This window comes from Amycolatopsis sp. lyj-112 (assembly GCF_046549055.1).
In the GTDB taxonomy this organism is placed as follows: Bacteria; Actinomycetota; Actinomycetes; order Mycobacteriales; family Pseudonocardiaceae; genus Amycolatopsis.
Genome location: NZ_JAJPWS010000002.1, coordinates 548,399 through 573,387 on the forward strand (window position 1 = coordinate 548,399; position 24,989 = coordinate 573,387).

Consider the following 24,989-nt stretch of genomic DNA (forward strand, 5'->3'; position numbering starts at 1 on the left):
TCAGCCTCCTTGGACCGCGGTCAGGATGTCGACGCTGGCGCCCTTGCACACCACGGATTCCGGCCATTCGCCGCGCCGGACGACGACGCCGTCCACCGCGACCGCGACGCCCTGTGTCGCCGTGCCCAGCGCTTCGAGCACGGCCGCGACGGTCGTCCCGTCGGGGAACTCGCGCCACTGGCCGTTGACCTTGATCTCCATCACACGCGCTCCTCGCTGCGCAGCCGCGCCGGGGTGGCCGCGGCGGTCTCGTCCGGCAACGGCACGCCGTCCAGCCAGGCCACCGCGGCGTCCGCGGTGACCGGGGCCATCAGGAGGCCGTTGCGATGGTGGCCCGTAGCGGCGAAGACGCCTTCGCCCAGCTCACCGATGAAAGGCATCGTGTCGACGCTCGCCGCGCGCAGCCCGGCAGCGGTCTCGACCAGTTCGTATTCGGTGATGCCCGGGAAGACACGCTCCGCGCCTTCGAGCAGCTCACGGACTCCGCGCACGGTGACGGTCTCGTCGAACCCGGCCTCGTACTGGGTCGCGCCGAGCACGAGTTCGCCGTCGTCGCGCGGGACGAGGTAGATCGGGCGTCCCTCGACCATCGCGCGGACCGTCCGGCGCGGCGGCGGCAGGCAGCCGCGGCGAGGTCGCAGGCGGAGGATCTCGCCCTTCAGCGGGCGGACGGCGTCGGCGAGGGCGGGATGCAGGCGCCCGGTCCAGGCGCCCGCGGCGAGGACGACGTCGCCTTCGAGGTCTTCGAGGTCCGAGACCGTCTTGAGGCGGAACTCGACTTCGTGCTTGTCGCAGGCGTGTTTGAGCGCTTGCAGCAGCCTTCTGTTGTCCACGGCCAGATCCCCGGGCACCAAGAGTCCACTTCGGACAGTGGCGGCGAGTCCGGGTTCGGTGCGGCGGACGTCACGACCGGTGAGCTGCTCGACCTCGCGGCCGAGTTCGGTGAGGTACGCGGCGAGCATTTCGAGGTTCCCGGCGTCGGCGCTGTCCAGCGCGACGACAAGGGTTCCGTGCGGCGACAGGCCCGGATCGACGCCCTCTTCGGCCAGGTCACGGGCGAAGTCCGGCCAGCGCCGCAACGACGCCTCGCCAAGAGTGAGGACGTCCTCTTCGCCGGGCCAGGCCTCGGTGACCGGCGCGAGCATGCCGCCCGCGAGCCAGGACGCGCCGCGGCCTGGATCGGGGTCGTGGACGGTGACGCGGTGGCCGCGCACAGCGGCACGCCAAGCGATCGACAGGCCGATGACGCCGCCGCCGACTACGGAAATTTCTCTCATGAACGCACGCTCCCTGCGCCGGCATGACCCGGATCAGGTTCCACGGTCGGAGCGGTTTCGGCTCCCTCTCAGCCCGTCCTCGGGCTCCCGTGCGGACCACCTCACCGTAGCGCGCAGGTACCGTCCCCGCCATGCCCACCCACACGCAGGTCCGCGCCCGGCTCGCGGATGCCCGGCTCTATCTCTGCACCGACGCCCGGTCCGGCCGCGGCGACCTCGCCGAATTCGCCGACGCGGCGCTGGCCGGCGGGGTCGACATCATCCAGTTGCGGGACAAGACCGGCGGCTCACCGCTGGAGGCGGCACACGAGATCGCGGCGCTGGAAGTGCTGGCGGAGGCGTGTGAGAAGCACGGCAAGCTGCTGGCGGTGAACGACCGCGCGGACGTCGCGCTCGCCGTCGGCGCGCACGTGCTGCACCTCGGCCAGGACGACATCCCGGTGTCACTCGCCCGGCGGATCCTCGGCGACGACGTGGTGATCGGCCGATCCACCCATTCGGTCGAGCAGGCCAAGGCCGCGGCCGAGGAACCCGGCGTCGACTACTTCTGCACCGGCCCGTGCTGGCCGACGCCGACGAAGCCCGGCCGCTCGGCGCCCGGGCTCGACCTGGTGCGCGCGACGGCGGCTTTCGGCACGTCCCGGCCGTGGTTCGCGATCGGCGGGATCGACGCCGAGCGTCTGCCGGAGGTCCTGGACGCGGGTGCTTCGCGCATCGTCGTCGTCCGAGCGATCACCGATGCCGAAGACCCCGAAGCCGCCGCCCGCACCCTGCGCTCCGCCCTCCCCTGACCCCGCGTTTCGTCCTCTAGTTGCGGTAGTTGGCGATACGAACTACCGCAACTAGAGGACGAATTGCGAGGTCGTCGGGGTCGTCAGGGGGTCGTGGGGGCCGAGGAAGGGGCGGACTGGGTCGTCGGGGGCGCCTGGGAGGTCGACGGCGTCGTGGTGGGAGCCGACGGTGTCGTGGTCGGCGTCGTGGGTGTCGCCGGGGTGGACGGCGTGGTCGACGGCGTCGTCTCGGGCTGGTCGTCGGGGGTCTCCGAAGGAGTCACCGGCGGAGCGTCCTGCTTGTTCTGCTGCTCCTGGGCCTGCCCGCCGCCGACGATCTTCCCTATGGTCGTCCCGTTCCCACCACCGAAGGTCTTCCCGGTCGCGCCTTCGAAGCCGGTGATGGCGAGGATCGCCACCGCGAAAGCGGCCACGCTGACGCCGGCGATCACCGCCCAGCGCGGTTTGAACTTCCGCTCGGGCTTCTCACCCTCTTCTTCGCCGTCGGGCGGGGTGAGCCGGACGGTCTCCTGCTCGGCCGGGTCGAGCACCCGTCGCCGTCCAGGGACGGTCAGCACCTCCCGTGCCTTCACCGCGGCGTCACGCGTCCGCTGCAGCGAGCGCAGGTACAGCTCGCCGCCGAGCGTCGTGATCACGCTCGCCAGGCCGGCGCCGAGCACCGTGCCCGCGACGCCGATCGTGGAACCGAGCAACGCGGCGGTGACCGCGGCCAGCGCGGCCGCCAGCACCTGGACGATCCGCCCCTGCTTCTCGGTCTTTTCGATGTCTTTTTCGGAAGTCTCCTTGCTCATGATCCCGTTCTGCCGATAGTCGATCCTCACCCGGTCCTAACGGTTAAGGCGCATGAGATGCTCCCTTCGTTGTCCGTACGTGAGGAGCGCCACGCCGTCTGTCCAAAAAGGACTCGCGAATATGCGCAATTCCTTGACATACTCAGGCATATGGAACTGGTTTCAATCGAAGAGATTCGCGATGCGGCGAGCCGGATCAAGGGTGCCGCGGTGCGGACGCCGTTGCTGAAACAATCCTGGGCGTCGTTGTGGCTGAAGCCGGAAAGCCTGCAGGAGATCGGCGCTTTCAAGGTTCGCGGCGCGTACAATGCGATCGCCGCCTTGCCTGAAGATCAACGCGCTCGCGGCGTCGTCGCGTTTTCCAGCGGCAACCACGCGCAAGCGGTCGCCTACGCGGCGAAGCGATTCGGCGTTCCCGCGGTGATCATCGTTCCGGACGTCGCACCGCGCGCCAAGGTCGAAGCCACCCAGGCGCTCGGCGCCGAAGTCATCGAGGTCCCCATCGGCGACCAGCAGTCCGCCGCGCTCGCCGTCGCCGAGGAGCGGAAGCTCGCCTTCATCCCGCCGTACGACCACCGCGACGTCATCGCCGGGCAGGGCACCGTCGGCCTGGAGATCGCCGAGGACCTGCCGGACGCCGACGTCGTGCTCGTCCCGGTCAGCGGCGGTGGGCTGGCCTCCGGCGTCGGCACGGCGATCAAGGCGCTGCGACCGGAGGCGAAGGTCTTCGGAGTCGAGCCGGAACTGGCCGCCGACGCGGCCGAGAGCCTGCGCGCGGGCAAGCGGATCGAGTGGCCGGTGGAACTGCGGGCGCGGACCATCGCCGACGGCCTGCGCGCGGAGCCGTCGGACCTGACCTTCGCGCACCTCCAGTCGGTGCTGGACGGCATCATCACCGTCACCGAGGACGAGATCCGCGCGGCCGTCCGGACGCTGGCGCACCGCTCCCGGCTGATCACCGAACCGAGCGGCGCCACCGCGACGGCGGCGTTCCTGTTCCACCGCGACGAGTTCCCGGAGGGCAAGACCGTTTCCGTCGTCTCCGGCGGCAACCTCGACCCGGCGACGCTGGCGGAGATCCTGGTTCCGTCCCGACTCACCCGCTAACCGGGGTGGCCGGCGGGCCGCACGTGCGTCGGCGGCGAATCGACACCGCAGTGGAGGCACTCGCCGGGGTGCGGCGACTCGTCGGCGACGGCAGGCTCGTCGGAAGGGGCATCCAGAACGCCGTTGTGGATGCCGAGCGCGATCAGCCCGCCCCCGATGGCCAGCGCCGCGCAGACCAGCAACGCCGTCCGCCAGCCCGACGTCAGCGCCACCGGATCGGCGTACGCGGCTCCGGACAGCCCGGCGACGGCGGGGAGTACAGCGATGGCGAGCAGCCCGCCGGAGCGGGCGATGGCGTTGTTGACCCCGGACGCCACCCCGGCGTAGCGGTCCGGCGCGGCGGCGAGCACGGTCGCGGTCACCGGCGCGACGACGGTGGCCAGCCCGAGCCCGAACACGACGACGGCGGGCAGCACCGAACCGAGGTACGTCGACCCCGGTTCAACGCGCATCAGCAGCAGCATGCCGACGCCGACCAGGATCGGGCCGATCACCAGTTGCGCCCTCGGCCCGATCCGCTGCGCCAGCGCGCCCGAGCGGCCGGAGAACAGCAGCATGATCACGGTGATCGGCAGTCCGGCGAGGCCCGCCGCAGTCGGCGAATAGTCCAGTGACACCTGAAGTTGCATCACCATCAGCATCATCACGCCGCCGAGTGCGGCGTAGACGACGAAGGTCAGGGCGTTCGCGAGGCTGAACGTGCGGTCGCGGAACAGCTTCGGCGGCACCAGCGGGTCGGCCGAGCGGTGCTGGATCACCAGGAACGCGCCCAGTCCCGCGACGCCGAGCACACCGGCGATCAGGACGATCGGGTCACCGATGCCTCGCCCGGGCGCCTCGACGAGCGCGCCGGTCAGCCCGGCGAGACCGACGGCGCCGACGGCGGCCGCGAGGAAGTCCGGATGCCCGGTGGCCTGCTCGTCCCGCGACTCGGGCACGTAGCGCCGGGCGAGCAGGACGCAGACCGCGGCCAGCGGCAGATTGATCAGGAACGCCAGCCGCCATGACCACACCTGCACCAGCACGCCGCCGAGCAGCGGGCCGATCGCGGCGGCGATACCGCCGAGCCCGGACCACGCGCCGATCGCGCGGGCCCGGTCGTCGTGGGCGAAGGACGCCTGCAGGATCGCGAGCGAGCCGGGCGTCAGCAAAGCTCCCCCGATGCCCTGCAGGATCCGGGTCGCGACGAGCATCTCGGTCGACGTCGCGGCGGCGCACAGCCCGGAGGCGACGCCGAACCAGACGACGCCGATGAGGAACATCCGGCGGCGGCCGTAGCGGTCGCCGAGCGAACCGGCGACGAGGATCAGCGCGGCGAGGGCGAGCAGATAGCCGTCGAGGATCCACTGCAGTCCCGCGACGGAGGCGCCGAGCTCCTCGCCGATCCTCGGGAGTGCGACGTTGATGATCGTCCCGTCGAGCATCGCCATGCCCGAGCCGACGATGGTCGTCGCGAGCACCCCGCGCGCCACCGGCGTCCCCCACCGGATACCCGCCGCCGTGTCAGTCATGACCCGACTGAATCACGACACCCCTCCCCAAGCCAGGGCGGTTAGGGACCGCGCCTGGGTGACCAGAGCGCGGTGACCGGCGGACCGACTCCCCGGAAGCGCGCCAGCGCGGACGGGGAGTCCGCACAGCGCTGCGCGCTCAAGGCAAGAGCGTCGTGACGAACTTGTAACGATCACCTCGGTAGATGGCGCGGGCGAACTCGACCGGCTTTCCGTCGGTGGCGAAAGAATGCCGCGAAAGGAGCAACATCGGCATCCCGACGTCGGCGCCCAGCATCTCGGCCTCGTGCGGTCCGGCGAGTGCCGTCTCGATCGTTTCCTCGGCCCTTTCCAGCTCCACGCCGTAGTGCTCCCGCAGCACTGCGTAGAGCGAACCGCCCGCGGAGACGTGTTTGCGCAAACCGCGGAACCGGCCCAGCGGGAGATGCGTGGTCTCCAGCGCCATCGGCTGCGAATCGGCGAGCCGGAGCCGCCGAAGGCGAAGGATTTTCGCACCGACCCGGATTCCGAGCAGTTTCGCCAGATCGGCCTCGACCGGCAGTTCGTCGATCTCCAGCAGCTTCGACGACGGCTTGAGGCCCTGTTTGCGCATGTCCTCGGTGTAGGACGACAACTGCAGCCGCTGCGCGAGTTTCGGCTCGGCGGCGAAAGTGCCCTTGCCCTGTACGCGGTGGAGCCTGCCCTCGGCGGTCAGGTCGGCGAGCGCCTGCCGGACCGTGGTGCGCGAGACGGTGAATTCCCCCGCCAGTGCCCGTTCCGTCGGAATCGGCGAGCCCGGCGGCAACGCGTCGAGCAAATCGAGGAGATGCTGTTTCAGCGCCCAGTACTTGGGTTCGCGCTGTCCGCGCATCCCTGCTGTAGCGCCCGCCTCACCCGCGGTGGTTGTCTCCAACATGACCGACTCCCTAAGCCTTCCCACTCAAACGCGCACCTGCCCCGCTAAGAAACGTACCCTTCACCACAAACGTCCATTCGGGCTAGTATTGGTCTAGACCTACAGGGGACGAGGTACGTCCCGGTGGAAGGGAACGAGATGACCGAACAGCGCCCCGGCGAGCACATGGCCGCAGAGATCTCCCAGCAACCCGCCATTCTGGCAGGAATCGTGGAGCGACAGGCCGAAATCGCCGAGGTGGCCGAAGCCATCTCCAAGCGCCCGCCCAGGTTCGCACTGCTCGCCGCCCGGGGCTCCAGTGACCACGCCGCCCTGTATGCGAAGTACCTGATCGAAGTACTCCTCGGTCTTCCCGCCGGTCTCGTCTCGCCCTCCACGGCGACTTTGTACGGTGCCCGTCCCGATCTGCGGGACGTTCTCTTCATCACAGTAAGCCAAAGCGGCGGATCCCCCGATCTCATCGAGGTCACCGAAACCGCGCGTCGCCAGGGAGCGCTGACCGTCTCGGTCACCAACACCCCGGAGTCGCCGCTGCGCGCCGCCGCCGAACTCGGCGTGGACATCGGAGCGGGACTGGAAAAAGCCGTCGCCGCGACGAAGACGTACTCCGCCACCTTGCTCTCGCTTTACCTTCTGATCGACGCGGTCCGCGGCGGCAAGGGCGAGGACGCGGAGAAGCTGGGCGAACTCGCGCAGCAGACCCTCGACGGCTCCGACGAAGGCGTGCAGCGCGCGGTGGATCGCTACCGCTTCGTCGACCGGGTGCTCACCACGGGCCGCGGCTACTCCTACGCCTCGGCGCTCGAAGGTTCCCTGAAACTGGCGGAAACCAGCTACCTCGCGGCCCGCGCGTACAGCGGCGCGGACCTGTTGCACGGCCCGGTCGCCGCCGTCGACGGCGAGACCGCGGTGCTCGCGGTGACGAGTGCGGGGCACGGAGTCGGCGCGATGCAGGAGGTCGTCGAGGCCGTCGGCAAACGCGGCGCGGACGTGCTCGCGGTCGGTTCCGCCGCGGGCGATGTCCCCGCCGCGCTGCGGATCGGCGTCGCCCCTTCGGCCGAAGAAGTCGCGCCGATCCTGGAGATCCTGCCCATTCAGCGGATCGCACTGGGCCTTTCGCTGGCACGCGGCGGTGACCCGGACAACCCGCGCGGGCTGCTCAAGGTGACCAAGACCAGGTGACCCACGTCGTCGGTGTGGACGCCGGAGGCACGTCGACGCGAGCGATCGCCGTCGACGCCTCCGGCGCCGTCCTGGGCACCGGGCGCGCGGGCGGCGCGAACCCCAACTCCCATCCACCACAGGAAGCCGCGGCGCGGATCGCGAGCGCGATCACCGACGCGCTCGGCACCCTGGACCCGGCCGCGACGGCCGCGTGCGTCGTCGGCATGGCCGGGGTCAGCAAGCTGAGCGACCCGTCGATCGCGGCGATCTTCGAGACCGCCTGGAAGAACTTGGGGATCAGTCCTGTGCGGACGGTCCCCGACTCCGAAGTCGCCTACGCGTCGGCCACTTCGGCGCCGGATGGTTCGGTACTGGTGGCCGGTACGGGGTCGATCGCCGGCCGGGTCCGCGGCAGGCGGCTGGTCTCGACCTTCGGCGGCTACGGCTGGTTGCTCGGTGACGAAGGTTCGGCGTACTGGCTCGGCCGCGAAGCCGTTCGCTCCACTTTGGATGTTCTCGGCCAGGGAACCGAACTGGGCGTGCTCGCCAACGCCGTACTCGCCGAGGCGCTCGGACAGTCCGCAGTGGACGCGGCGAGCGGCCGGGACACCGAAACCCGGACGGCGACGTGGCGCGCGCTCATCACGAGCGCCAACGCCGAGACGCCGATCCGGCTCGCCAGGTTCGCCCCGTTGGTCAGCGAGGCCTCCGCCGCCGGGGACCCGGCGGCGGACCGGATCACCACCCGGGCGGCCGCGCTTCTGGTGACCAACGTCATGAGCGCGCGTGAACCCGGCGAGTCGACTCCAGTCGTGCTGGTCGGCAGTGTGCTCTCGCCCGCAGGCCCGGTGGGCGCGAAGGTCCGGGCCGAGCTGGCCGGTATCGAAGTCCTGACCAGCACCGACGGCGTCCTGGGTGCGGCCTGGCTGGCCGCCGTCGACGCCTACGGGGAAGGGGCGCCCCGGCCCGTGCCCGCATGAAAAACACCAAAAGATCCGGCTAAAAGACCAAAACATCGACTCCGGGCCCGAACTCCGGGTACCGTAGGACCCGGCCCCCGGACCCTCCCCCCTCGCCGGGGGCCGCCTTATGTCCTGGGTAGCCCGTCCGAGGGGTTCTTGCCTGCCACGTCCGCGTCGTCCTCGATGACTTCTTCGGTGGCCTTGTCCGTGGCGTCGGCGTCTTCCACCACCCGCAGACCGGGATGTTCGGCCGGCAGCGTCCGGTAGAGCACCCAGCCGCTCGTGGCGACCGTCACGGCGACCAGCGGCCAGGACAGCACCGTCCGCGCGATGCCGAGCGCGACCACCTGCCCGCTCCACCACAACGAGCCGTACACGAGCACTCGCAGGGCGTATTGGCCGAAGACCCACACCCAGCTCGCCCGCGAATACGCGCGCACCAGTTCGGGATCGCGCCGCCAGCGGGTCTTCTGGCCGAGCAGCAGGCCGACGATGACGCCGAGCAGCGGCCACCGGATCACGATGCTGGCCGCCCACAGCAGCGCGCTGGCCACATTGGACAGCAGCTGGATGAGGAAGAAGTCTTCGGCGCGCCCGGTGTGCAGGGCGATCAGCGCGGCGGCGATCACCGCGGCGAGGCTCACCACGACCGCGCGTGCCTTGTCACCGCGCGCGATCCGGTAGGCACCGAGCAGCACCGCCACCCCGATGGCCACCCCGGCACCCCAGGCGATCGACTGGTCCGCGGCGAGCCAACCGACGACGAAGGCCGCCGGCGGGATACTCGCGTCGATGGCGCCACGCCGACCGCCGAGGATCTGGGCGAGCGACTCGCGCGGGGGATGGTAGGTCACCCTTACAGCCTGCCGGATCGAAGAGCGTGAGCACCCGGCCGGGGAGATGTTCGCCACATCCTGTGTCCGGTTTACGCCCACTTGAGGGGAATCTTCGCAGCAACGGAGTGTACATCCCAGTAATGGAGATGCATGGACGTCCGACAAACTACGAGACTGTGTCGAGGGGTTGAACCACGAGTTCGGTCAGACGGGATTGCAGGGGCCCTCTGAGCTGTTAGTTGTGATGTACAAGTATCAACCGGGGGAACACGGACGGAAGGGGACCCAACGTGTACGGATTCGACAGCTACGTGGCGATCGGTGACAGCTTCACCGAAGGGCTCAACGACGGACTGCCCGACGGCTCCTTCCGGGGCTGGGCGGACAGGCTCGCCGAGATCCTCGCCGAAGGCAGGCACGACTTCCAGTACGCGAACCTCGCCCTCCGCGGCAAGATGCTCGACGAGATCCTGGACGAGCAGCTGCCGATCGCTCTCGAGGTCAAGCCGGACCTGGTCACGCTGTGCGCGGGCGGGAACGACATCATCGTGCCGGGCGCGGACGTGGACGCCGTGGCCGCGCGGCTGGAGGAGGGGGTCGCCAAGCTGCGCCAGGCCGGGATCCCGGTGCTCATCTTCAACGGCCCGGACACCAAGTACCTGTCGGTCATGCACGTGCTGCGCGGCAAGGTCGGCATCTACAACGCCCATCTGTGGGCGATCGCCGACCGCCACGGCGCGAAACTGGTCGACATGTGGGCGATGGCGCCGCTGCACGACCGCCGCGCCTGGAGCGACGACAGGCTGCACTTCACCCCCGAGGCTCACCGCCGGATCGCGCTGCGCGCGGCCGAGGTCCTCGGCGTCCCGGCGGCCGACGACTGGCGTGAGCCGTGGCCGGAGTCCGACGAGCCGCACACGTGGATCACTTCGCGCCGCTCCGACCTCGAGTGGACGAAGGCGCACCTGCTGCCGTGGATCCGGCGTCAGCTCAAGGGCCAGTCGATGGGCGACGGCCTGTCGCCGAAGCGCCCCGAGCTCGCGCCGCTGCTGCCGCTGGACACGACCGGGGTCCCGCTCCCGGCCGAGCCGATGCTGCCGGTCCGAACGATCCACCACCACGCGAGCTGAAGGTGGTCGTGAGCACTGGTGCAGTGACGTCTCGGAAGCCGTGAAGGACTCCTTGAGGGACTCAGAGTCCCTCAAGGAGTCCTTCACGGCTTCCCGCACTCCTGTCGCCAGGACACCCTCGCGGATCGGATGCTCCGAACGGCCGAACGATGTCACTCAAGAGGGTTACGTGCCCGACCCGCCCGGTGATCCACCACCGGCGCGGATCCAGGCTCCCCGCACCGGCCCGTCCAAGCTCAACACCGTTGACGACACCTTCGGCGGCCGCCGCACTGTAGGCCGGACGGCGTAAGAGCCGGTTCGCAAAGCGGCGAATCGCGGCTTACAGTCCCTTCATGCCCGGTACACGCTGGAGCCGCTTGCTGCCTACAGCGCTGCTGGTCACGGCCGCCTTGACGGCGATTTCCGTGTGGTCGACCTCGGGAGGGATCGAGGCCGACCTGATGGCGCGCGCGAAAAACGCGCTCGCCGACGTCGGCGTCACCGGCGGCCAGGTGAGCTTCTCCGGACGCGACGCGAGCCTCAGCGGCTTCCCGCCGGACAAGGCCGCTCAGGCGATGGACGCGATCCAGCGGCTCGACGGCGTCCGCACGGTCGAGATCTCCGGGGACACCACCCCGCCCGCCGGTCCGGTCACGACCAGCGGCGAACCCTCCAGCCCGCCACCGCAGACCGCCCCGTCGAGCCCGCCACCCAGCCCGACGCCGGCCAGGCCGACGGACAAGGCCGGTTTCCAGGCCGAGATCGACCGTCTGCTGGCCGCCACCCCGATCACGTTCGAACCCGACGGCATCGAGCTGACCCCGGACGGCGAACGCGGCGCGACGGAGATCGCGAAACTGCTCACGGGCGCGCCGGAGAACCTGCGGTTCCGGATCACCGGGCAGGTGGCGACGGGTTCCGACAAGAAGCTCGCGCTGAACCGGGCGAAGGCCGTCGAAAGGTTCTTGGAGCGCAACGGGGCCCCACGGGCCCAGGTGTTCTCCACCGAACGCAAGAACAGTGATGGGACCGGCGGCGAAGGCCGCCGCGTCGACATCACGGTCGAACAGAGGTGATGGCTGATGTTCTGGCTCTTCGGGCAGATCTGGCTCTGGCTGCTCATCTCGTTCGCCCTCGGCTGCGGCGTCACGTGGCTGATGACGCGCGGCGAGCGGCGTGAGGAGCCGGCCTCCGAACCAGCGCCGGTCCAGGAACGGGAACGGCCGGCGGCACTCACCTACGCCGAGCCCGAACCGCTGTCGGCCGAGCAGACGCAGTTCATCCCGCCCGCGCGGATCCAGGACGACGACGGGCCGTACGACCAGGAAGCGGAGGGGCACCGAGCCGGTCAGCTGACCCCGGAAGCGGTGCGCCCGGCGCAGGTCTACCACTCCGGCGATCCGGAGCCGGGCGGGCAGAACGGCGAGCGCGCGCACGAGCCCGAACCGGTCTGGCCGAGCGACGAGGACTGGCCGCCCGCCGGACGCGGCACCGAGCACCGGCCGGGGCACGGCAGCTGACACCCACCTGGTAAATTCGGCTACGCACTGTGAGCGTGAAGCCGGGTACTTTTCTTCGATCGGGAGCCCCGGCACACGAAGGAGGCTCCGATTTGGCGCTCCCCTATTGGACGCCGCACAACCTGCTGCCTCCGGGCCGCCATCCCGCCGACCTGGCCGACGTCTACGAACGGCTGGTCTTCGACGCGCCCCATCAGAACGACCGGGAAATCCTGTTCAGCGCGCTGAACAGCTACCTCGGGGTCGCCCGGCGGATCATGCCGACCGGCCGCGCCTGGATCGGCGGCGCGCTGACCGCCCGCACGTCGCACGTGCCGCGCGGGCTGGACGTGGTGCTGATCCCGGACGAATGGGGCGCCCTCAAACGGCTCGACGACGAGGGCCGCTCGGCCCTTTACGGCCTGCTGACCCTGCGGGGGGTCATCGTCGGGCAGCCGGCCATGTACCTCGACCAGGTCCAGCCGGTCGGCGGAATGCTCGACGGCTTCCTCTGTCGCCCCGGCGACGAGGACATCTGGGAGGAAGTGTGGTCAGCGGGTGGCAGGGGAATTCCGGAAGTGATCTGGTGAGGAACGAATTCCGGCGTATCGCCGACGAGATCCCCGGCGGTACCTGGCTCGACGACCTCGCTCGCGCGTCGGCGATGGCCGCGTACGCGAAGTTCGAGCGGACGTCCCGTTCGCCGCTGCTTCGCGTTTCCGTCATCGGCGAGTCGCATCTCGACGCGTACACGTTCTCCGACATCAGCCGGGCGCTGCAGGACGCGACCGCGAAGATCGGGCACATCATCCGCAACCCGTCGGGCGAGGTGACCTTCGTCCAGCCCGCGGACCGGGAAAAGGCGCCGCTGATCCAGCGTGGCCAGGCGGGCAACGCGATCTTCTTCGGATTCCCCGAACCGGCTCTCGACGACGCGCTGATCCACGACGGCCTCGAATCGCTTTCCGAGCGCGCGGTCAAGGAATTGTGCGATTTCCTGCCCGCCAACGGCTCCGACGACGGCGCGCTGGACGCGGTACTGCTGCAGCGCGACACCGTCCGAAACGCGGTCAGCGACATCGTGAACGCGGTCAGCAAGCACGCCGGGATCGGCATGGCGCTGACCCCGACGTCGGGCGACGAACTCACCCGCAGCATGACCACCGAACAGGCGCGGGTCCTGTCTTCGAGCCTGCGCGAATCGCGGGAGGCCGTCGGCTACGAGACGGTGAGCGGCAGGCTGGACGGCGTCCGCACCCGTCGGCGGATCTTCTATCTCGAGCGTGAATCGGGCGGCACGATCCAGGGCGCGGTCGCGCCGGATCTGCTCGACGAGATCAAGGAGAACCTCGACCGGCCGGTGACCGCGCGGCTGCGTGTGGTGCGGACGACGACGATCGACGGCCGCCGCGGCCGCCCGGTGCACGAGCTGCTGGAGATCACTCCCGAGGTCAGTCTGTTCGATCAGTGATCGGGTATCCGACAATCGGCGATACCACAATTCTCGTCAGACATTATCGATACCTGCTTGATCATCGTTTAATGATGACTTATTCTGACAGGTAACAATTTCGGCCATTCCCCCGAACGATGGGTTAACGTCTTCGGACGGAACCCGCCGAAAGGGCATGTATGCCGACCGATCCACCACTCCCGCATCCTCCGGCCACCCGCTACGGGCCGGGGTTCGCCACCCACGGGACACGGCACAAGAAGCCCAAGAACGGCCTGGTCATCATCGGATTCCTGGTCGGCCTGGCGGCGCTCGGAGTCGCCTTCGTCCCGGTCGCAGGGATCGCCGCGTGGCCGCTCGCCGTAATCGGAATGACTCTTTCCGTAATCGGCTTGATCAAAATCAAGAAGGGTGAAGCGGACAAGAAGGGAATGGGCGTAGCCGGACTGGCGCTTTCGATCGGCGGCTTGCTGGCCGCGAGCGGGTTACTGGTCTACACCACTTTCTTCACCACCGGCGAGTCCGGACTTCACATACCGGCGGTCAGCGGAGACAAGAACAAGGTCGAGTTCGTCGTCAGCGCCTCGGGCGGCGCGACCGTCCGCTTCGGCACTCTCAGCGATCAGCGGACCGTGACCACCCCGGGTAGTACCGACGATTGGAATGGCACGGCGTCGTTCAATTCGGGCGACTACATGCTCACTGTCACCGCGGACACCAGGAACGCGTCGGTCAGCAACCAGATCGCCTGCTCGATCCTGGTCAACGGCAAGAAGGTGGCCGAGAACAAGGGCGCGACGATCGCCCTCTGCACCGCGAACACGGGCTGACACCCACGCAAGTAGTCCTCTGAATGCGACAACGGCGGGTGCGATGGCGGTCGCCTGGCGGCCGGCCGGTATCGCCCCCATCCGCCACCGGCCGGACCGCCACGAGCCGCTCCTGGCGACTCTTCAGACGGACTCCGAACCGGGTCCGCCCGAGCGCCGGTCCCTACCGCATGCCCCTCCCCTAGGGCTCGACCGACACTGAAGCGGACCCTACGCGCGCAAGGGACGGGCCCACTAAGAATCCGCTAAGGATCACTGGCCGAGGTCGGTGATCTCCGCCTGGACGAGCCCGGAGAGCCGGGGATTGGCGTCCTCGTAGATCTTCAGCGCCAGCCCGAACTGCTCCCGGGCACCGTCCATCTCGGACTTGGCCCGCAGCACCCGGCCCAGGGTCAGCCGCAGCACGCCCTCCTGGAGGAGGAACCGACGGCTGATGGTCAGGTCGATGGCTTCCCAGACGTACCGCTCCGCGGCCGCGAGTTCGCCGATCTTCATGCTCAGTTCGGCCAGATTGTTCAGCGAAACGACGACGTAACTGTCGTCGCCGAGGGTCCGGTCGATCTCCAGCGAAACGACCTGATGCCCGATCGCCTCGATGAACCGGCCCGCCCGCTTTTCGGCCTCGGCGCAATTGTTGAGGGCCTGCCCGCGCAGTTCGAGATCGCCGGTCCGGTCGGTCTCCTCGACCGCCTGCCGCAGCGTCGCGATGGCCTCGTCATGGCGGCCCAGCAGGGTCAGCGCGGAGCCGAGGTGGATGTTCGCCGAGACCATCAGCCGCTTGTCGCCGACCGCGCTCGCCAGCTCCAGCGCACGTTCGGCGTCGGCGAGACAGCCCTGCGGCAGTTCGAAGGTCAGCGCGATGGCGCACCGCGAGATCAGCATCCAGCACCGGCCGAGCACGTCGCCGGACCGCTCCGCGGCCTCGAGGCCGATCTCGACCAGCCGCGTCCACTCGTCCAGCAGCGGATACACCGCGCGATAGGTGTGCGCGACCCTGGCGAGGCGCCAGACGTCGTCGTGGCGTCCGGCGGCACGGGCGGCGTCGAGCACCTCCATGAGGTTTTCCCATTCCGCGGCGAACCAGTCCTGTGCCTCGGAAAACCCGCGCATCGGCGGGGTCTGGGCGTCGGTGAGCACACCGGTGAAATCGAGCGGATCGACGATCCGCAGCATCAGCCGCCGTGCCCGGTCCGCGACGGCCTGGTAGTACCGCACCGACCGGGACAGGACGGCTTTCCGGTCGATGGCGTCGAGTTCGTTCTCGGCCAGTTCGCGCAGGAACAGCCGGACCAGATCGTGCGGGCCGAAGGCGTCGCGGCCGGTCTCGGTGAGCAGGTTGTGCGCGGCGAGCACCCGCAGATGCCGCCGTGCTTCGGGCACGGTGATCCCGCTGATCGCGGCCGTCAGATAGGAACCGGCCGAGACGCACTGGACGACGCCGAGCCGCAGGAAGGTGTCCGCGACGTCGGGCGGCAGCCCGCGGAACGAGACGTCGAACGCCGCGCGGACGCCGTCGTCCGGGCCGTCGACGTCGAGCGCGGCCAGCCTCGTGCGTTCGTTGCCGAGTTCGTCGACCAGGTCCTGCGCGCTCCACTGCGCGCTGGCCGCGAGCCGCGCGCCCGCGATCCGCAGCGCGAGCGGGAGATAGCCGCAGAGCCGGGCGAGCGCGTGGTTGAGGTCGAATCCGGCGGGCCCGGCGAGTTCCTCGATCAGCCGGACGGCGTCGCCGGGCGCGAGCGTGCCGAGCACGCGCAGCTTGGCGGCGTTGGACACGGCCAGCCCGTCGAGCCGGGACCGGCTCGTCACCAGGGTCATCGAGCGCGAGCCCGGCGGCAGCAGCGGGCGCACCTGCTCGGCCGAGCGGACGTTGTCGAGGATCACCAGCATCCGCCGTCCGGCGATCATCGAGCGGTACAACGCGATGCGCTCGTGGACCTGCTCGGGAATCCCTTCCACCGGAACGCCGAGGCCGAGCAGGAACTGGGTGAGCAGTTCGGCGGGCTCCAGCGGCGGGTGGTGCGGGTCGAATCCGCGCAGCGAGGCGAAGAGGATTCCGTCCGGGAAGCGCCGGGCCGAGCGGTGCGCCCACCAGACCACGAGGCTGCTCTTGCCGATCCCCGCCGTCCCGCTGACGACGCCGACAGCCGTCTCGCCCGCTTCGGCGCGCTCGGAAAGCTCGTCGAGCCAGGCGAGATCGGCTTCGCGGCCGGCGAGGTTCGGCACCGCGGGCGGCAACTGCTGCACCGGCGTCGTGACCTGTTCGGACTTCGGCCGGGTATCGGTGACGATCTTGACCGGCAGGTCGTCGTTGAGCACGCGTTCGTGCAGCCAGCGCAGATCCGCGCCGGGTTCGACGCCGAGCGTGCGCAGCGTCGCCCGCGAAACGGTGCGGTACAGCTCGAGCGCGTCACCCCGGCGCCCGGCATGGTAGAGCGCGCGCATCAGCTGGCCCGCGGTGCGCTCGGAGAGGGGATCGGCCCGGACCATCGGGCTGAGTTCGACGATCAGTTCGGCGTGCCTGCCGAGTTCGAGGTCCGCGTCGACCCGGGCGCCGTGGACGGCCAGCCGCAGGTCTTCCAGTTCGGGCGCGCGCACCGAACCCGGCACCCCGGCGAGCGCCGGTCCCTGCCAGAGCGCGAGTGCCCCGGCGAGCAGTATGGATGCCTTACCGGGCTCAGCGGTGGAGGCCTGTTCCAGCACGCTCCGGGCGCGGTGGACGTCGATCCGGCCGGGGTCGACGGTGAGCTGATAACCGGGCGGCGCGGTCAGGATCTGGGCGCCCTGAGGATGATCACCCTGGATGTCGCGCAGCACCCGCCGCAGATGGGAGACGTTGCCGTGGACGATCGTGCGGGCGGTGGCCGGCGGATCGTGACCCCACAGCGCGTCGATGATCTCGTCGAGCCCGACGACCTTGTTGACCTTCAGGGCGAGCAGCGCGAGCAGGCCGCGGACTCCGGGGCCGCCGACGGGAACCGGCTTCTCGCCGTGCAGCAACCGCACGGGACCGAGGAGCTGGAAGCTGGCGGGGGAAGCGTTTTCGCCCATGACAGCCCCCTCCCCCCGATCTCTCCCCTTACCGGAGTAGCCAACCTACCTCGCGAAGACGCCGCCAACCAGAAAACAAAGGTTGTCGTGAGCTTTGCGGAACGTCTTCGCGGCACCCGGGCAATAAAACGGCTCCGTGCCATCAGTCCCGATCTGATGGCACGGAGCCGGGGGGATGTCCGATTTGGGCCGCCTGGGGGCGCGACCCACATCGGACATCGGCGTCCACGTCCGTGCGGGTGGGCTCACCCCGAGCGAAGAACCCGTGCGGTCGTCGACGAACAGCTACGTGAGCGAACCCACTGGCCCGTTCACGTCGCGACAACGTAACAGGGCGCACATCCTTGGCTACAGGCGCCCTGTCACGCTGTGCGTATCAGCGGGTCAGCGGGCTGCTGTTCCGGCCGGCGATGAACGCCGGACGAGGTTCGATCGCGGCGAACGGTTCCCTCAGCGCGTTCTCGACGCTGTTGAACACGACGAAGATGTTCGACCGCGGGTACGGCGTGATGTTGTTCGACGAACCGTGCATCACGTTCGAATCGAACCAGAGCGCCGAACCGGCCTGCCCGGTGAATTGATCGATACCGTATTCGGCGGCGAGTTTGGTGATGTCGTCCTCGTTGGGGACACCGGCCCGCTGCTCTTTCAGTGAACTCTTGTAGTTCTCTTCGGGAGTTTCCCCGGCGCATTGGACGAAGGTCCGTTGCGATCCCGGCATCACCATCAACCCGCCGTTGAACGGGTAGTTGTCGGTGAGTGCGATCGAGCAGCTGACCGCACGCGGCGACGGCATGCCGTCCTCGGCGTGCCAGGTTTCGAAGTCCGAGTGCCAGTAGAACCCGGTGCCCTTGAAGCCGGGCATGTAGTTGACCCGGCTCTGGTGGATGTAGACCTCGGAGCCGAGGATCTGCCGGGCCCGGTCGAGCACGCGAGGATCGCGGACGAGCTCCGCGATCAGCTCACTGGTCTCGTGGACGTCGAAGATGGAACGGACCTCACCGGTCCGCGCCTCGGTGATGACGCGTTCATCATCGCGGTGATCGCCCGAGGACATCCGGACGAGCTCCTGCCAGTACGTCTGGACTTCACCTGGCGACAACAGCTGGTCGACGACGGTGTAACCACGGGTCTCGTGGTTGGCCAGCGCGGCCGCGTCAATGGGACCGTCGGCCTCCGTGCCCCAGACGGTGGGGTGCGTCCGGGGCAGGTGCTGGGGCTTACCCGTGATGCGGGTCGGGTAGCTGTCGTCGACTCGGGTGTCGGTCAGCGTCAATGCAGTCGCCTCCTCGAGCGATTCAGGATTCGGTTACGAGCGGGTACACGCCGTTTTCGTCGTGGACCTCACGTCCGGTGATGGGCGGGTTGAACACGCAGACGCACTTGATCTCGGTCTTGGGCCGGACCTGGTGCTTGTCGTGGTCGTTGAGCAGGTACAACGTTCCCGGCTTCAGCTGGAAGACCTCGCCGGTGGCGGTGTTCTCGAGCTCGCCCTCACCGGAGGTGATGAAGACCGCCTCGATGTGGTTCGCGTACCAGAAGTCGTTGACCGTCCCGGCGTAAAGCGTGGTCTCGTGCACCGAGAAGCCGACACCCTCCTTGGCCAGCACGATGCGCTTGCTGCGCCAGTTCGGGGTCTTGATGTCGGACTCGGTGTCGGTGACCTCGTCGAGTGTTCTGACAAGCAAAGGATGTCTCCCTACTTCTTCTCTGGTACGGACGCCTCAGTTCAGGACGGTGGCGATGGACTCGTCGATGATCGACAGGCCCTTCGTGAGTTCGTCGTCGGTCAGGGTCAGCGGGGGCAGCAGCTTCATGACCTCGCCGTCCGGGCCGGAGGTCTCCATCAGGAGCCCGCGTTCGAACGCGGCGGCACAGACCTTGCCCGCCAGGTCGCCGTTCTGGAACTCGAGGCCACGGGCGAGACCGCGGCCCTTGGCGACCAGGTTCGCGTCCGGGTAGGCCTCGACGATGCCGGAGAAGGCGGCGGCGATGCGCTCGCCCTTGGCCTTCGTCGACTTCTCCAGTTCGTCGTCGCTCCAGTAGACGCGCAGCGCCTCGGTGGCGGTGACGAACGCCGGGCTGATGCCGCGGAAGGTGCCGTTGTGCTCACCCGGCTCCCAGACGTCGAGGTCCGGGCGGATCAGCGTCAGCGCCATGGGGATGCCGTAGCCGCCGATGGACTTCGACAGGCAGACGATGTCGGGCTGGATACCCGCCTCTTCGAAGCTGAAGAACGGGCCGGTGCGGCCGCAGCCCATCTGGACGTCGTCGAGGATCAGCAGGATGCCGTGCTTCTTGCACAGGTCGTCGAGGGCCTTGAGCCACTCGATGCGCGCGGCGTTGATGCCGCCCTCGCCCTGCACGCCTTCGACGATCACGGCGGCGGGCTCGTTGAGGCCACTGCCGGAGTCTTCGAGCAGCTTCTCGAAGTACAGGAAGTCGGGGATGGAGCCGTCGAAGTAGTTGTCGTACGGCATCGGGGTGGCGTGCACCAGCGGGACACCCGCGCCGCCGCGCTTCATCGAGTTCCCGGTCACCGAGAGGGCGCCCAGGGTCATCCCGTGGAAGGCGTTGGTGAAGTTGATGACCGATTCCTTGCCGGTCACCTTGCGGGCGAGCTTCAGCGCGGCCTCGACGGCGTTGGCGCCACCGGGGCCGGGGAAGACGACCTTGTAGTCGAGATCGCGCGGCGCGAGGATCTTTTCCTTGAAGGTCTCAAGGAAGTCGCGCTTCGCCACGGTGTACATGTCGAGCGCGTGCGTGACGCCATCGCGCGCGATGTAGTCGATCAGGGCCCGCTTGAGCGCCGGGTTGTTGTGCCCGTAGTTGAGCGCGCCCGCGCCGGCGAAGAAGTCGAGGTAGCCCTTGCCGTCTTCGTCGTACAGATAGCTTCCCTGCGCCCGGTCGAACACCACGGGCCAGCCACGGCTGTAACTGCGTACTTCGGATTCGAGTTCCTCGAAAATACTCATCACGTTTTCTTTCTCCCTGGATCCCCGGCTTTACGTTCTAGTGGCTGCTGAGCGGACCGATTCGATACAGATCCTCTTGCTCATGCGTTCCGTCCTCGGCCGGAAAATCCGCCGCGGAGAACAGATCTCTGCGTTCCAGGGTGGCGTCCCACCGCTTGGCGAACGAGGCGAACAACCGGATCGAAGCCTCGTTGTCCGGCGTGATCGTGGTCTCGAGGTACCGCACACCTTGCGCGACCAGTCGCTGAAACAGCTCGTCGAGCAACGCGCCTGCCAGCCCTTTTCCGCGCTGAGAGGCGTCGACTGCGACCTGCCAGACGAAGCCGACGTCGTGCTTGCGATACCCGAGCACGAAGCCGACCGCGGTGCCGTCGACTTTCGCTACGACGGAGGTGTCGGCGAAATCGTGGCTCAGGAGCAAATAGGCGTACGACGAGTTCAGATCGAGCTTCTGGGAATCGCGAGCGATTCGCCAGAGCGCGGCACCGTCGGACTTGGTCGGCGATTCGATCAAGTGCTTTCCGGACATGTTCAAGAAACGTACCGGAGGTTTCGGGCGCGGTCAGATCAGCGCATCGGCGGCAACGCGGCTACCTGCAACAACCCTGAAACACACGTGATAAAGGTAACGGTAACGTTTGATGCGCAGCACTTGTGGGTAAGGCCGCTTCGTTGCGGTCTCACTGCATGTGACGATACCAACCGTTACCACTCCGTCGCAGGACCAGGGCGCAATTCGTCCTCTAGTTGCGGTACTTGCGCTCTCAACTACCGCCACCAGAGGACTACTTACGACGAGGCCGGACGGCGGGCAGCAGGACCAGCAGGCATACCGCGAGCCACCAGACCGGGGCCTCGCCGCGCCGCCAGCCCGCGACGACCTCGCCGAGCCAGCCGAACAGCGGATCCCGCACCGGTGGCAGGAACCCGGCGAACAGCAGCCCTGTTCCCAGGAGAACGCCCAGCACCGTCAGCACCATTCGCCACGTCCTGCGCAACGTCATCAGGCTGACCATCAGGAACACGATGGCGCCGGCGGCCACCGGGACGCCGACCCACTGCAGCACCGGCCCGCCCTGTCCACCGAGGACGAACCCGGCCAGCACGGTGATCAGCGCGGCCAGCACGTTCCACGGGGACGGCAGGGTGGCCGCGCCGCGCGTGACCCACCACGCGCTGCGCCCGGCGGCCTGCGCGAAGGTCGCGGCGGGCTGGACCGACTTCGGCACGCGCGTCGCGCCGACGGTCGCGTTGATCCCGGCGGCCCCCGCCTTGACCAACGTCTTCGTCAGCAGCATCGAACCGCGTTCGTGTTCGAACCGCTCGCCGGAGACCTGGCACGCCTGGAACGCGCGCTGGGTCCGGTCGTCGTCCGCCGATTCTTCGTTGAACGGTTCGGTTTCGATCAACCGACGGAATCGTTCGGACGGCTTTCCGTTCCCCTTGGCCGTTTTCACGTCGTGTCCGGCGTGGAGGCCGACGCAGGGCAGTTCCTCGCGCGCGACCTGGAGCTGCCGCATCCGGGCGAGCGCCATCGCCGTCACCGGCATACTGATCGGAAGCCCGGCTTCTCCTTCCACGTCACCGAGTTCGCCGTCGAGACCCAGGAAAGCGAGTTCACCGGCCAGTTGCGCGCGCAAGGCGTCCGCTTCCGCCTGGGACAGCCCGTCTTCGGTACCCGGCTGCCGCCAGCCGATCTTCTTGAACGTCTCCCGCACCTGCGTGCGAAAGGACTCCCTCCCGACGACGTCGCGCAGCAGCCGCAGGCGTTTCGGGTCGAGCAGGCACTGGATCAGCCAGCCCGCGCCGTCGACGCGGCCCCACATCCAGTCGTTCGCCCGCCAGGACGCCTTGTAGAACGCGCCGAAGTAGTCGGCCTGCATCCCGGTGAGCTTGTCCCAAGACCGGCGCCGCTTCATGTCGAGCAGCGTCCGTGAATCCGCGCTCACCTGGACGAGGTCGACCCGCTGATCGACCGATGGCGGTTGCGCGAGGAGCCCGCGCGTCGCGATGTGCAGCAGCACCAGCCGCGAGGTGACGACGGGATCTCCGGCGCTCTTCTCATCGGAAGTGAGCCCGGTCCACGCGAGCAGCGTGCTGACCGTGTCGGCGGCCTCGGCGTCCGGTTTCGCCCGCGCCAGCGGCAAAAGGATCGGCGTCGCCTGCCGGAGCGCGGCGGCCACGAGCGGCCAGGCCTCTTTCAGCGTGTCCGGTCGGCCGAGCGCGGCCCATTCCCTTGCCAGGCCTTCGATCCAGCCGGAGAGGGTGTCACCGGCGGGCGGTGGTTCCTGTTGGGCGACCCAGCTCGCGAGCCTGCTGCCGCGGGCGGCCCGGTGCCGCGCCTCGTGCAGCAGCACCCGGCAGCGGTTGAGCTGGACCGCCTGCTCCGGCGCGGGATCGAGCCGGAAACCCGCGTTGACCAGTTGCAGACCGGTGCCCACCGAATCGTCCAACGCGGTGGTGCGGAAGGCGATCAGGTCTTCGAGTGCGCAGGAATCCTTCGGCGGCTCGGTGGGCAGGCCGTCACGCAGTCCCTCCGCCGCGGCCGCGCGCAACTGCGCCGCCGTACCCGAGGCCCACTGACGGCCAGGGTCGTCCACATCGGACAGTGACAGCCGGCGGGTCGCCTCGCGGACCAGCGCGGTGGCGTCCTCCTGCACGCGGCGGTCGCGGTAGTCGTTCATCAGCCGCTGGTCGACCAGGGTGCCCGGGCCGGCACGGACTCCCATCGCGGCAAGGGAAACACGGGTCCCTCTGGTCCGGACGACGGCGTCATTGTGCCGGGTCAGGTCTTCGAGTTCGGCGCTGATGGTCTGGCTCAGCACGGTGCCGACGACCTTGCTCATCGCGCTGCCCAGCAACGGCGGCCGTTCCGGGTCGACCTCGACCCGCTCCGCTTCACGTTCCGCCGTCGGCACCACGTAGAGCAGCAGCCGCCGGACGTCCGAATGGGACGGCCGCTCGAAGATCTCCCGCATCGCCGGGCGCAACGGTTTGTTCAGCAGCACACCGCCGTCGGTCAGCCAATGGGAGCGGGTGACATCGGTGTAGGGCGTCATATCCGGATGCAGCGCGTCGGTCTTGTCACCGATCGGCATCCGGGACAGTTCGAACGCTCCGGGGAACGACGCGGTGGAGCGTGCCGCGAGCGCGAGCGGCCCCACCACGTCGTTCGTCCACAAAGGACCATCGAACCGGAACAGCAGGCGATGTTCGGTGTCCCGCACCAGGTTTCCCAGCGCGTCGTCGAACCGGGTCGTCTCGCCGTCGATCATCGTGCCGGTGAGCAGCACGGTGATGTCCGGGCAGTCGGGTTTCACCGTCGCCTTGTCGGTGATCCGGTGCAGCGCGTCCTTCAGATCCGCCAGCAGCACCTTGTCGCCGTCGAGCAGCGAGCGCGGTTGCTTCTCGCCGGGATCGCGAATGAGATTGTCGAGCGATCCCGTGCTGATCCAGGTGTCACGCAACACCTGCGGGCTCGACCGGAACGCCTCGGCCAGCCCCAGGCAGGCCGCGTTGATCCCGCCCGCGCTCGTGCCGGTGAGCACGTCGAGCGAGACCGTGGCATTGAGCAGATCGAGCAAGGCCCGGTACGGGCTCTCGGATTCCGGCGTTCTCGACGCCTGCAGCAGATGCGAGGTCTCGGTGGCGACCCCGCCCATCCAGACCGCGAGGCTCGCCCCGCCCACCATGGTCATCGCCAGCCGGATCTCCTGCGGCCACGGACTTCCCGCGTCGGCCATGTGCGCCCTCCCCAAGGCTGTGCTCACGATCGAGCACGTGCACTTTAGACCGGACGGCCGAACCGCTGTACCACCGTTAGTGCCGAAATTCGTTCGCCCTTAAGGGCAATTTCACTTCACGGTGAGGACGATCTTCCCGAACTGCTGATTGGAACGATCCCGCCCGGACACCCGCGCGGATGAAGGCGTCGGCGCGGCGAAGCCGTTCGGGGTTCATCGTGATGCCGAAAGCGTTGAACATCCGCATCGTCGGGCGTACTACAGCGGGAACGGCGTCTCTTTGGTGTCCAGCGCGCCATAGATCACGATCGCGCCGCCGGCCGCGGTGGCGTCGGACAGCTTGCGCACGCCCTCACCGGCGATCGCGTCGAAGACCAGGTCGGCGCCGCGCCCACCGGTGAACGCCTTCGTGCGCTCGACGACGTCCTCTTCGCTCGTGACGATCACGTGTGCCGCACCGGCTTTGAGGAGCCGCTCCTTCTTCGCGGGCGTACGCGTCGTCGCGATCGTGGTGGCGCCGAGGTGGCCGGCGACCTCGACCGCCGCCAGCGCCGTGACCGCGTCGATCACCCCCGCGGAGGTGTAGCCGAGCTTCGCCCGGCCCCGGCTCGCCGATTTCGACGTCCACGACCTTCAGTACCTCGGGCCCGCCCTCGCCGCTGAAACGCACGCCGCCGAACTCGACGCGCCACTCCACGCGCTTTCCGCCTGGGCGGTGAAGCACCGGGCGATCGTAGGCGAGGCGCGCCGCTCTTACGACGCAACCAAAGCGTCCTGACCTCCCGCCGGTCGCGAGTGGGCGCGTCGGCGACTGTGTGGATTTCGGGACGTCAGATGACCCAAAACCCACACAGTCAGGCGAGATCGTCCCTGTCACGACCGGATCCGGAGGGGGTGTGTGGAAATAGGGACACTCAACGTCCCTATTTCCACACACCCCCTCAACACAGGACCGCTCACAAGGCCTTACACGCGGAAGCGAGTCGTGCCTCCCG

General features: G+C 68.7%; 23 protein-coding genes and 1 riboswitch. Of the genes, 10 read left to right on the forward strand and 13 right to left on the reverse strand.

What is annotated here, in order from left to right; genetic code table 11:
- Together thiS and thiO are read right to left on the reverse strand one after the other, a co-directional pair.
- Entirely contained in the window at nucleotides 1–201 is a 201-nt protein-coding gene (thiS, locus tag ACLJRL_RS09395) for a sulfur carrier protein ThiS (RefSeq protein WP_410655686.1), read from the reverse strand.
- Complete coding sequence (gene thiO / locus ACLJRL_RS09400) at nucleotides 201–1,277, reverse strand: glycine oxidase ThiO (protein WP_410655687.1); 1,077 nt, start codon at nucleotides 1,275–1,277, stop codon at nucleotides 201–203. The genes thiS and thiO overlap by 1 nt, the downstream gene beginning before the upstream one ends.
- Nucleotides 1,271–1,378, reverse strand: a riboswitch (TPP riboswitch). Its footprint overlaps the gene before it by 7 nt.
- 30 nt (nucleotides 1,379–1,408) lie before the next feature.
- On the opposite strand from thiO, the gene thiE reads away from it, so the two are divergent.
- Nucleotides 1,409–2,068: a thiamine phosphate synthase gene (thiE, locus tag ACLJRL_RS09405; protein ID WP_410655688.1), complete on the forward strand. Its 660-nt coding sequence runs from the start codon at nucleotides 1,409–1,411 to the stop codon at nucleotides 2,066–2,068.
- 83 nt (nucleotides 2,069–2,151) lie between these two features.
- Here thiE and ACLJRL_RS09410 read toward each other — a convergent pair whose 3' ends face one another.
- Nucleotides 2,152–2,859, reverse strand: a complete 708-nt coding sequence (locus tag ACLJRL_RS09410) for a hypothetical protein (protein WP_410655689.1) — start codon at nucleotides 2,857–2,859, stop codon at nucleotides 2,152–2,154.
- Between the two features lie 150 nt (nucleotides 2,860–3,009).
- Here ACLJRL_RS09410 and ACLJRL_RS09415 point away from each other — a divergent pair, with 150 nt between their 5' ends.
- Nucleotides 3,010–3,966, forward strand: a complete 957-nt coding sequence (locus ACLJRL_RS09415; protein WP_410655690.1) for a threonine/serine dehydratase — start codon at nucleotides 3,010–3,012, stop codon at nucleotides 3,964–3,966.
- On the opposite strand, the gene ACLJRL_RS09420 is transcribed toward ACLJRL_RS09415, so the two are convergent.
- A complete protein-coding gene (locus ACLJRL_RS09420; RefSeq protein WP_410655691.1) occupies nucleotides 3,963–5,477 on the reverse strand; it encodes an MFS transporter in 1,515 nt (504 codons plus the stop codon). The two genes, ACLJRL_RS09415 and ACLJRL_RS09420, sit on opposite strands and share 4 nt — an antisense overlap.
- A gap of 139 nt (nucleotides 5,478–5,616) precedes the next feature.
- Nucleotides 5,617–6,372 (reverse strand): GntR family transcriptional regulator, encoded by a 756-nt coding sequence (locus tag ACLJRL_RS09425; protein ID WP_181772244.1) that lies wholly within the window; start codon nucleotides 6,370–6,372, stop codon nucleotides 5,617–5,619.
- Nucleotides 6,373–6,510: 138 nt separating this feature from the next.
- Between ACLJRL_RS09425 and ACLJRL_RS09430 the strand changes: the two genes are divergently transcribed.
- Both ACLJRL_RS09430 and ACLJRL_RS09435 read left to right on the forward strand, forming a co-directional pair.
- Nucleotides 6,511–7,554: an SIS domain-containing protein gene (locus ACLJRL_RS09430; protein ID WP_410655692.1), complete on the forward strand. Its 1,044-nt coding sequence runs from the start codon at nucleotides 6,511–6,513 to the stop codon at nucleotides 7,552–7,554.
- Complete coding sequence (locus tag ACLJRL_RS09435) at nucleotides 7,551–8,516, forward strand: N-acetylglucosamine kinase (protein ID WP_410655693.1); 966 nt, start codon at nucleotides 7,551–7,553, stop codon at nucleotides 8,514–8,516. Before ACLJRL_RS09430 ends, ACLJRL_RS09435 begins: the two co-directional genes overlap by 4 nt.
- Nucleotides 8,517–8,623: 107 nt before the next feature.
- On the opposite strand, the gene ACLJRL_RS09440 is transcribed toward ACLJRL_RS09435, so the two are convergent.
- Nucleotides 8,624–9,352, reverse strand: a complete 729-nt coding sequence (locus tag ACLJRL_RS09440) for a DUF3159 domain-containing protein (RefSeq protein WP_410655694.1) — start codon at nucleotides 9,350–9,352, stop codon at nucleotides 8,624–8,626.
- A 272-nt stretch (nucleotides 9,353–9,624) separates the two neighbouring features.
- On the opposite strand from ACLJRL_RS09440, the gene ACLJRL_RS09445 reads away from it, so the two are divergent.
- The 6 genes from ACLJRL_RS09445 to ACLJRL_RS09470 all read left to right on the forward strand — a co-directional run bounded on the left by ACLJRL_RS09445 (nucleotide 9,625) and on the right by ACLJRL_RS09470 (nucleotide 14,228).
- Nucleotides 9,625–10,464 (forward strand): SGNH/GDSL hydrolase family protein, encoded by an 840-nt coding sequence (locus tag ACLJRL_RS09445; RefSeq protein WP_410655695.1) that lies wholly within the window; start codon nucleotides 9,625–9,627, stop codon nucleotides 10,462–10,464.
- A 359-nt stretch (nucleotides 10,465–10,823) separates the two neighbouring features.
- Complete coding sequence (locus ACLJRL_RS09450; RefSeq protein ID WP_410656161.1) at nucleotides 10,824–11,522, forward strand: OmpA family protein; 699 nt, start codon at nucleotides 10,824–10,826, stop codon at nucleotides 11,520–11,522.
- Between the two features lie 6 nt (nucleotides 11,523–11,528).
- Complete coding sequence (locus tag ACLJRL_RS09455; RefSeq protein ID WP_410655696.1) at nucleotides 11,529–11,966, forward strand: hypothetical protein; 438 nt, start codon at nucleotides 11,529–11,531, stop codon at nucleotides 11,964–11,966.
- A gap of 92 nt (nucleotides 11,967–12,058) precedes the next feature.
- Complete coding sequence (locus ACLJRL_RS09460) at nucleotides 12,059–12,535, forward strand: DUF6932 family protein (RefSeq protein ID WP_410655697.1); 477 nt, start codon at nucleotides 12,059–12,061, stop codon at nucleotides 12,533–12,535.
- Nucleotides 12,532–13,416, forward strand: coding sequence for a hypothetical protein (locus tag ACLJRL_RS09465; protein WP_410655698.1), 885 nt, complete (start codon nucleotides 12,532–12,534; stop codon nucleotides 13,414–13,416). The genes ACLJRL_RS09460 and ACLJRL_RS09465 overlap by 4 nt, the downstream gene beginning before the upstream one ends.
- A gap of 161 nt (nucleotides 13,417–13,577) precedes the next feature.
- Nucleotides 13,578–14,228: a DUF4190 domain-containing protein gene (locus ACLJRL_RS09470; RefSeq protein ID WP_410655699.1), complete on the forward strand. Its 651-nt coding sequence runs from the start codon at nucleotides 13,578–13,580 to the stop codon at nucleotides 14,226–14,228.
- A gap of 252 nt (nucleotides 14,229–14,480) precedes the next feature.
- On the opposite strand, the gene ACLJRL_RS09475 is transcribed toward ACLJRL_RS09470, so the two are convergent.
- From ACLJRL_RS09475 to ACLJRL_RS09505, 7 genes are all read right to left on the reverse strand, one after another.
- Nucleotides 14,481–17,276, reverse strand: coding sequence for an AfsR/SARP family transcriptional regulator (locus ACLJRL_RS09475; RefSeq protein ID WP_410655700.1), 2,796 nt, complete (start codon nucleotides 17,274–17,276; stop codon nucleotides 14,481–14,483).
- Nucleotides 17,277–17,652: 376 nt separating this feature from the next.
- Nucleotides 17,653–18,552, reverse strand: a complete 900-nt coding sequence (gene thpD, locus ACLJRL_RS09480) for an ectoine hydroxylase (RefSeq protein ID WP_410655701.1) — start codon at nucleotides 18,550–18,552, stop codon at nucleotides 17,653–17,655.
- 22 nt (nucleotides 18,553–18,574) lie between these two features.
- Entirely contained in the window at nucleotides 18,575–18,964 is a 390-nt protein-coding gene (locus tag ACLJRL_RS09485; RefSeq protein WP_410655702.1) for an ectoine synthase, read from the reverse strand.
- 36 nt (nucleotides 18,965–19,000) lie between these two features.
- Nucleotides 19,001–20,251: a diaminobutyrate--2-oxoglutarate transaminase gene (ectB, locus tag ACLJRL_RS09490; RefSeq protein WP_410655703.1), complete on the reverse strand. Its 1,251-nt coding sequence runs from the start codon at nucleotides 20,249–20,251 to the stop codon at nucleotides 19,001–19,003.
- A 37-nt stretch (nucleotides 20,252–20,288) separates the two neighbouring features.
- The gene (ectA, locus tag ACLJRL_RS09495; protein WP_410655704.1) at nucleotides 20,289–20,780 is read right to left on the reverse strand and encodes a diaminobutyrate acetyltransferase; all 492 of its coding nucleotides are present in this window, start codon (nucleotides 20,778–20,780) and stop codon (nucleotides 20,289–20,291) included.
- 256 nt (nucleotides 20,781–21,036) lie between these two features.
- Nucleotides 21,037–23,994: a patatin-like protein gene (locus tag ACLJRL_RS09500; RefSeq protein ID WP_410655705.1), complete on the reverse strand. Its 2,958-nt coding sequence runs from the start codon at nucleotides 23,992–23,994 to the stop codon at nucleotides 21,037–21,039.
- A gap of 258 nt (nucleotides 23,995–24,252) precedes the next feature.
- A complete protein-coding gene (locus ACLJRL_RS09505) occupies nucleotides 24,253–24,564 on the reverse strand; it encodes a zinc-binding dehydrogenase (protein ID WP_410655706.1) in 312 nt (103 codons plus the stop codon).
- Nucleotides 24,565–24,989 lie beyond the last annotated feature (425 nt).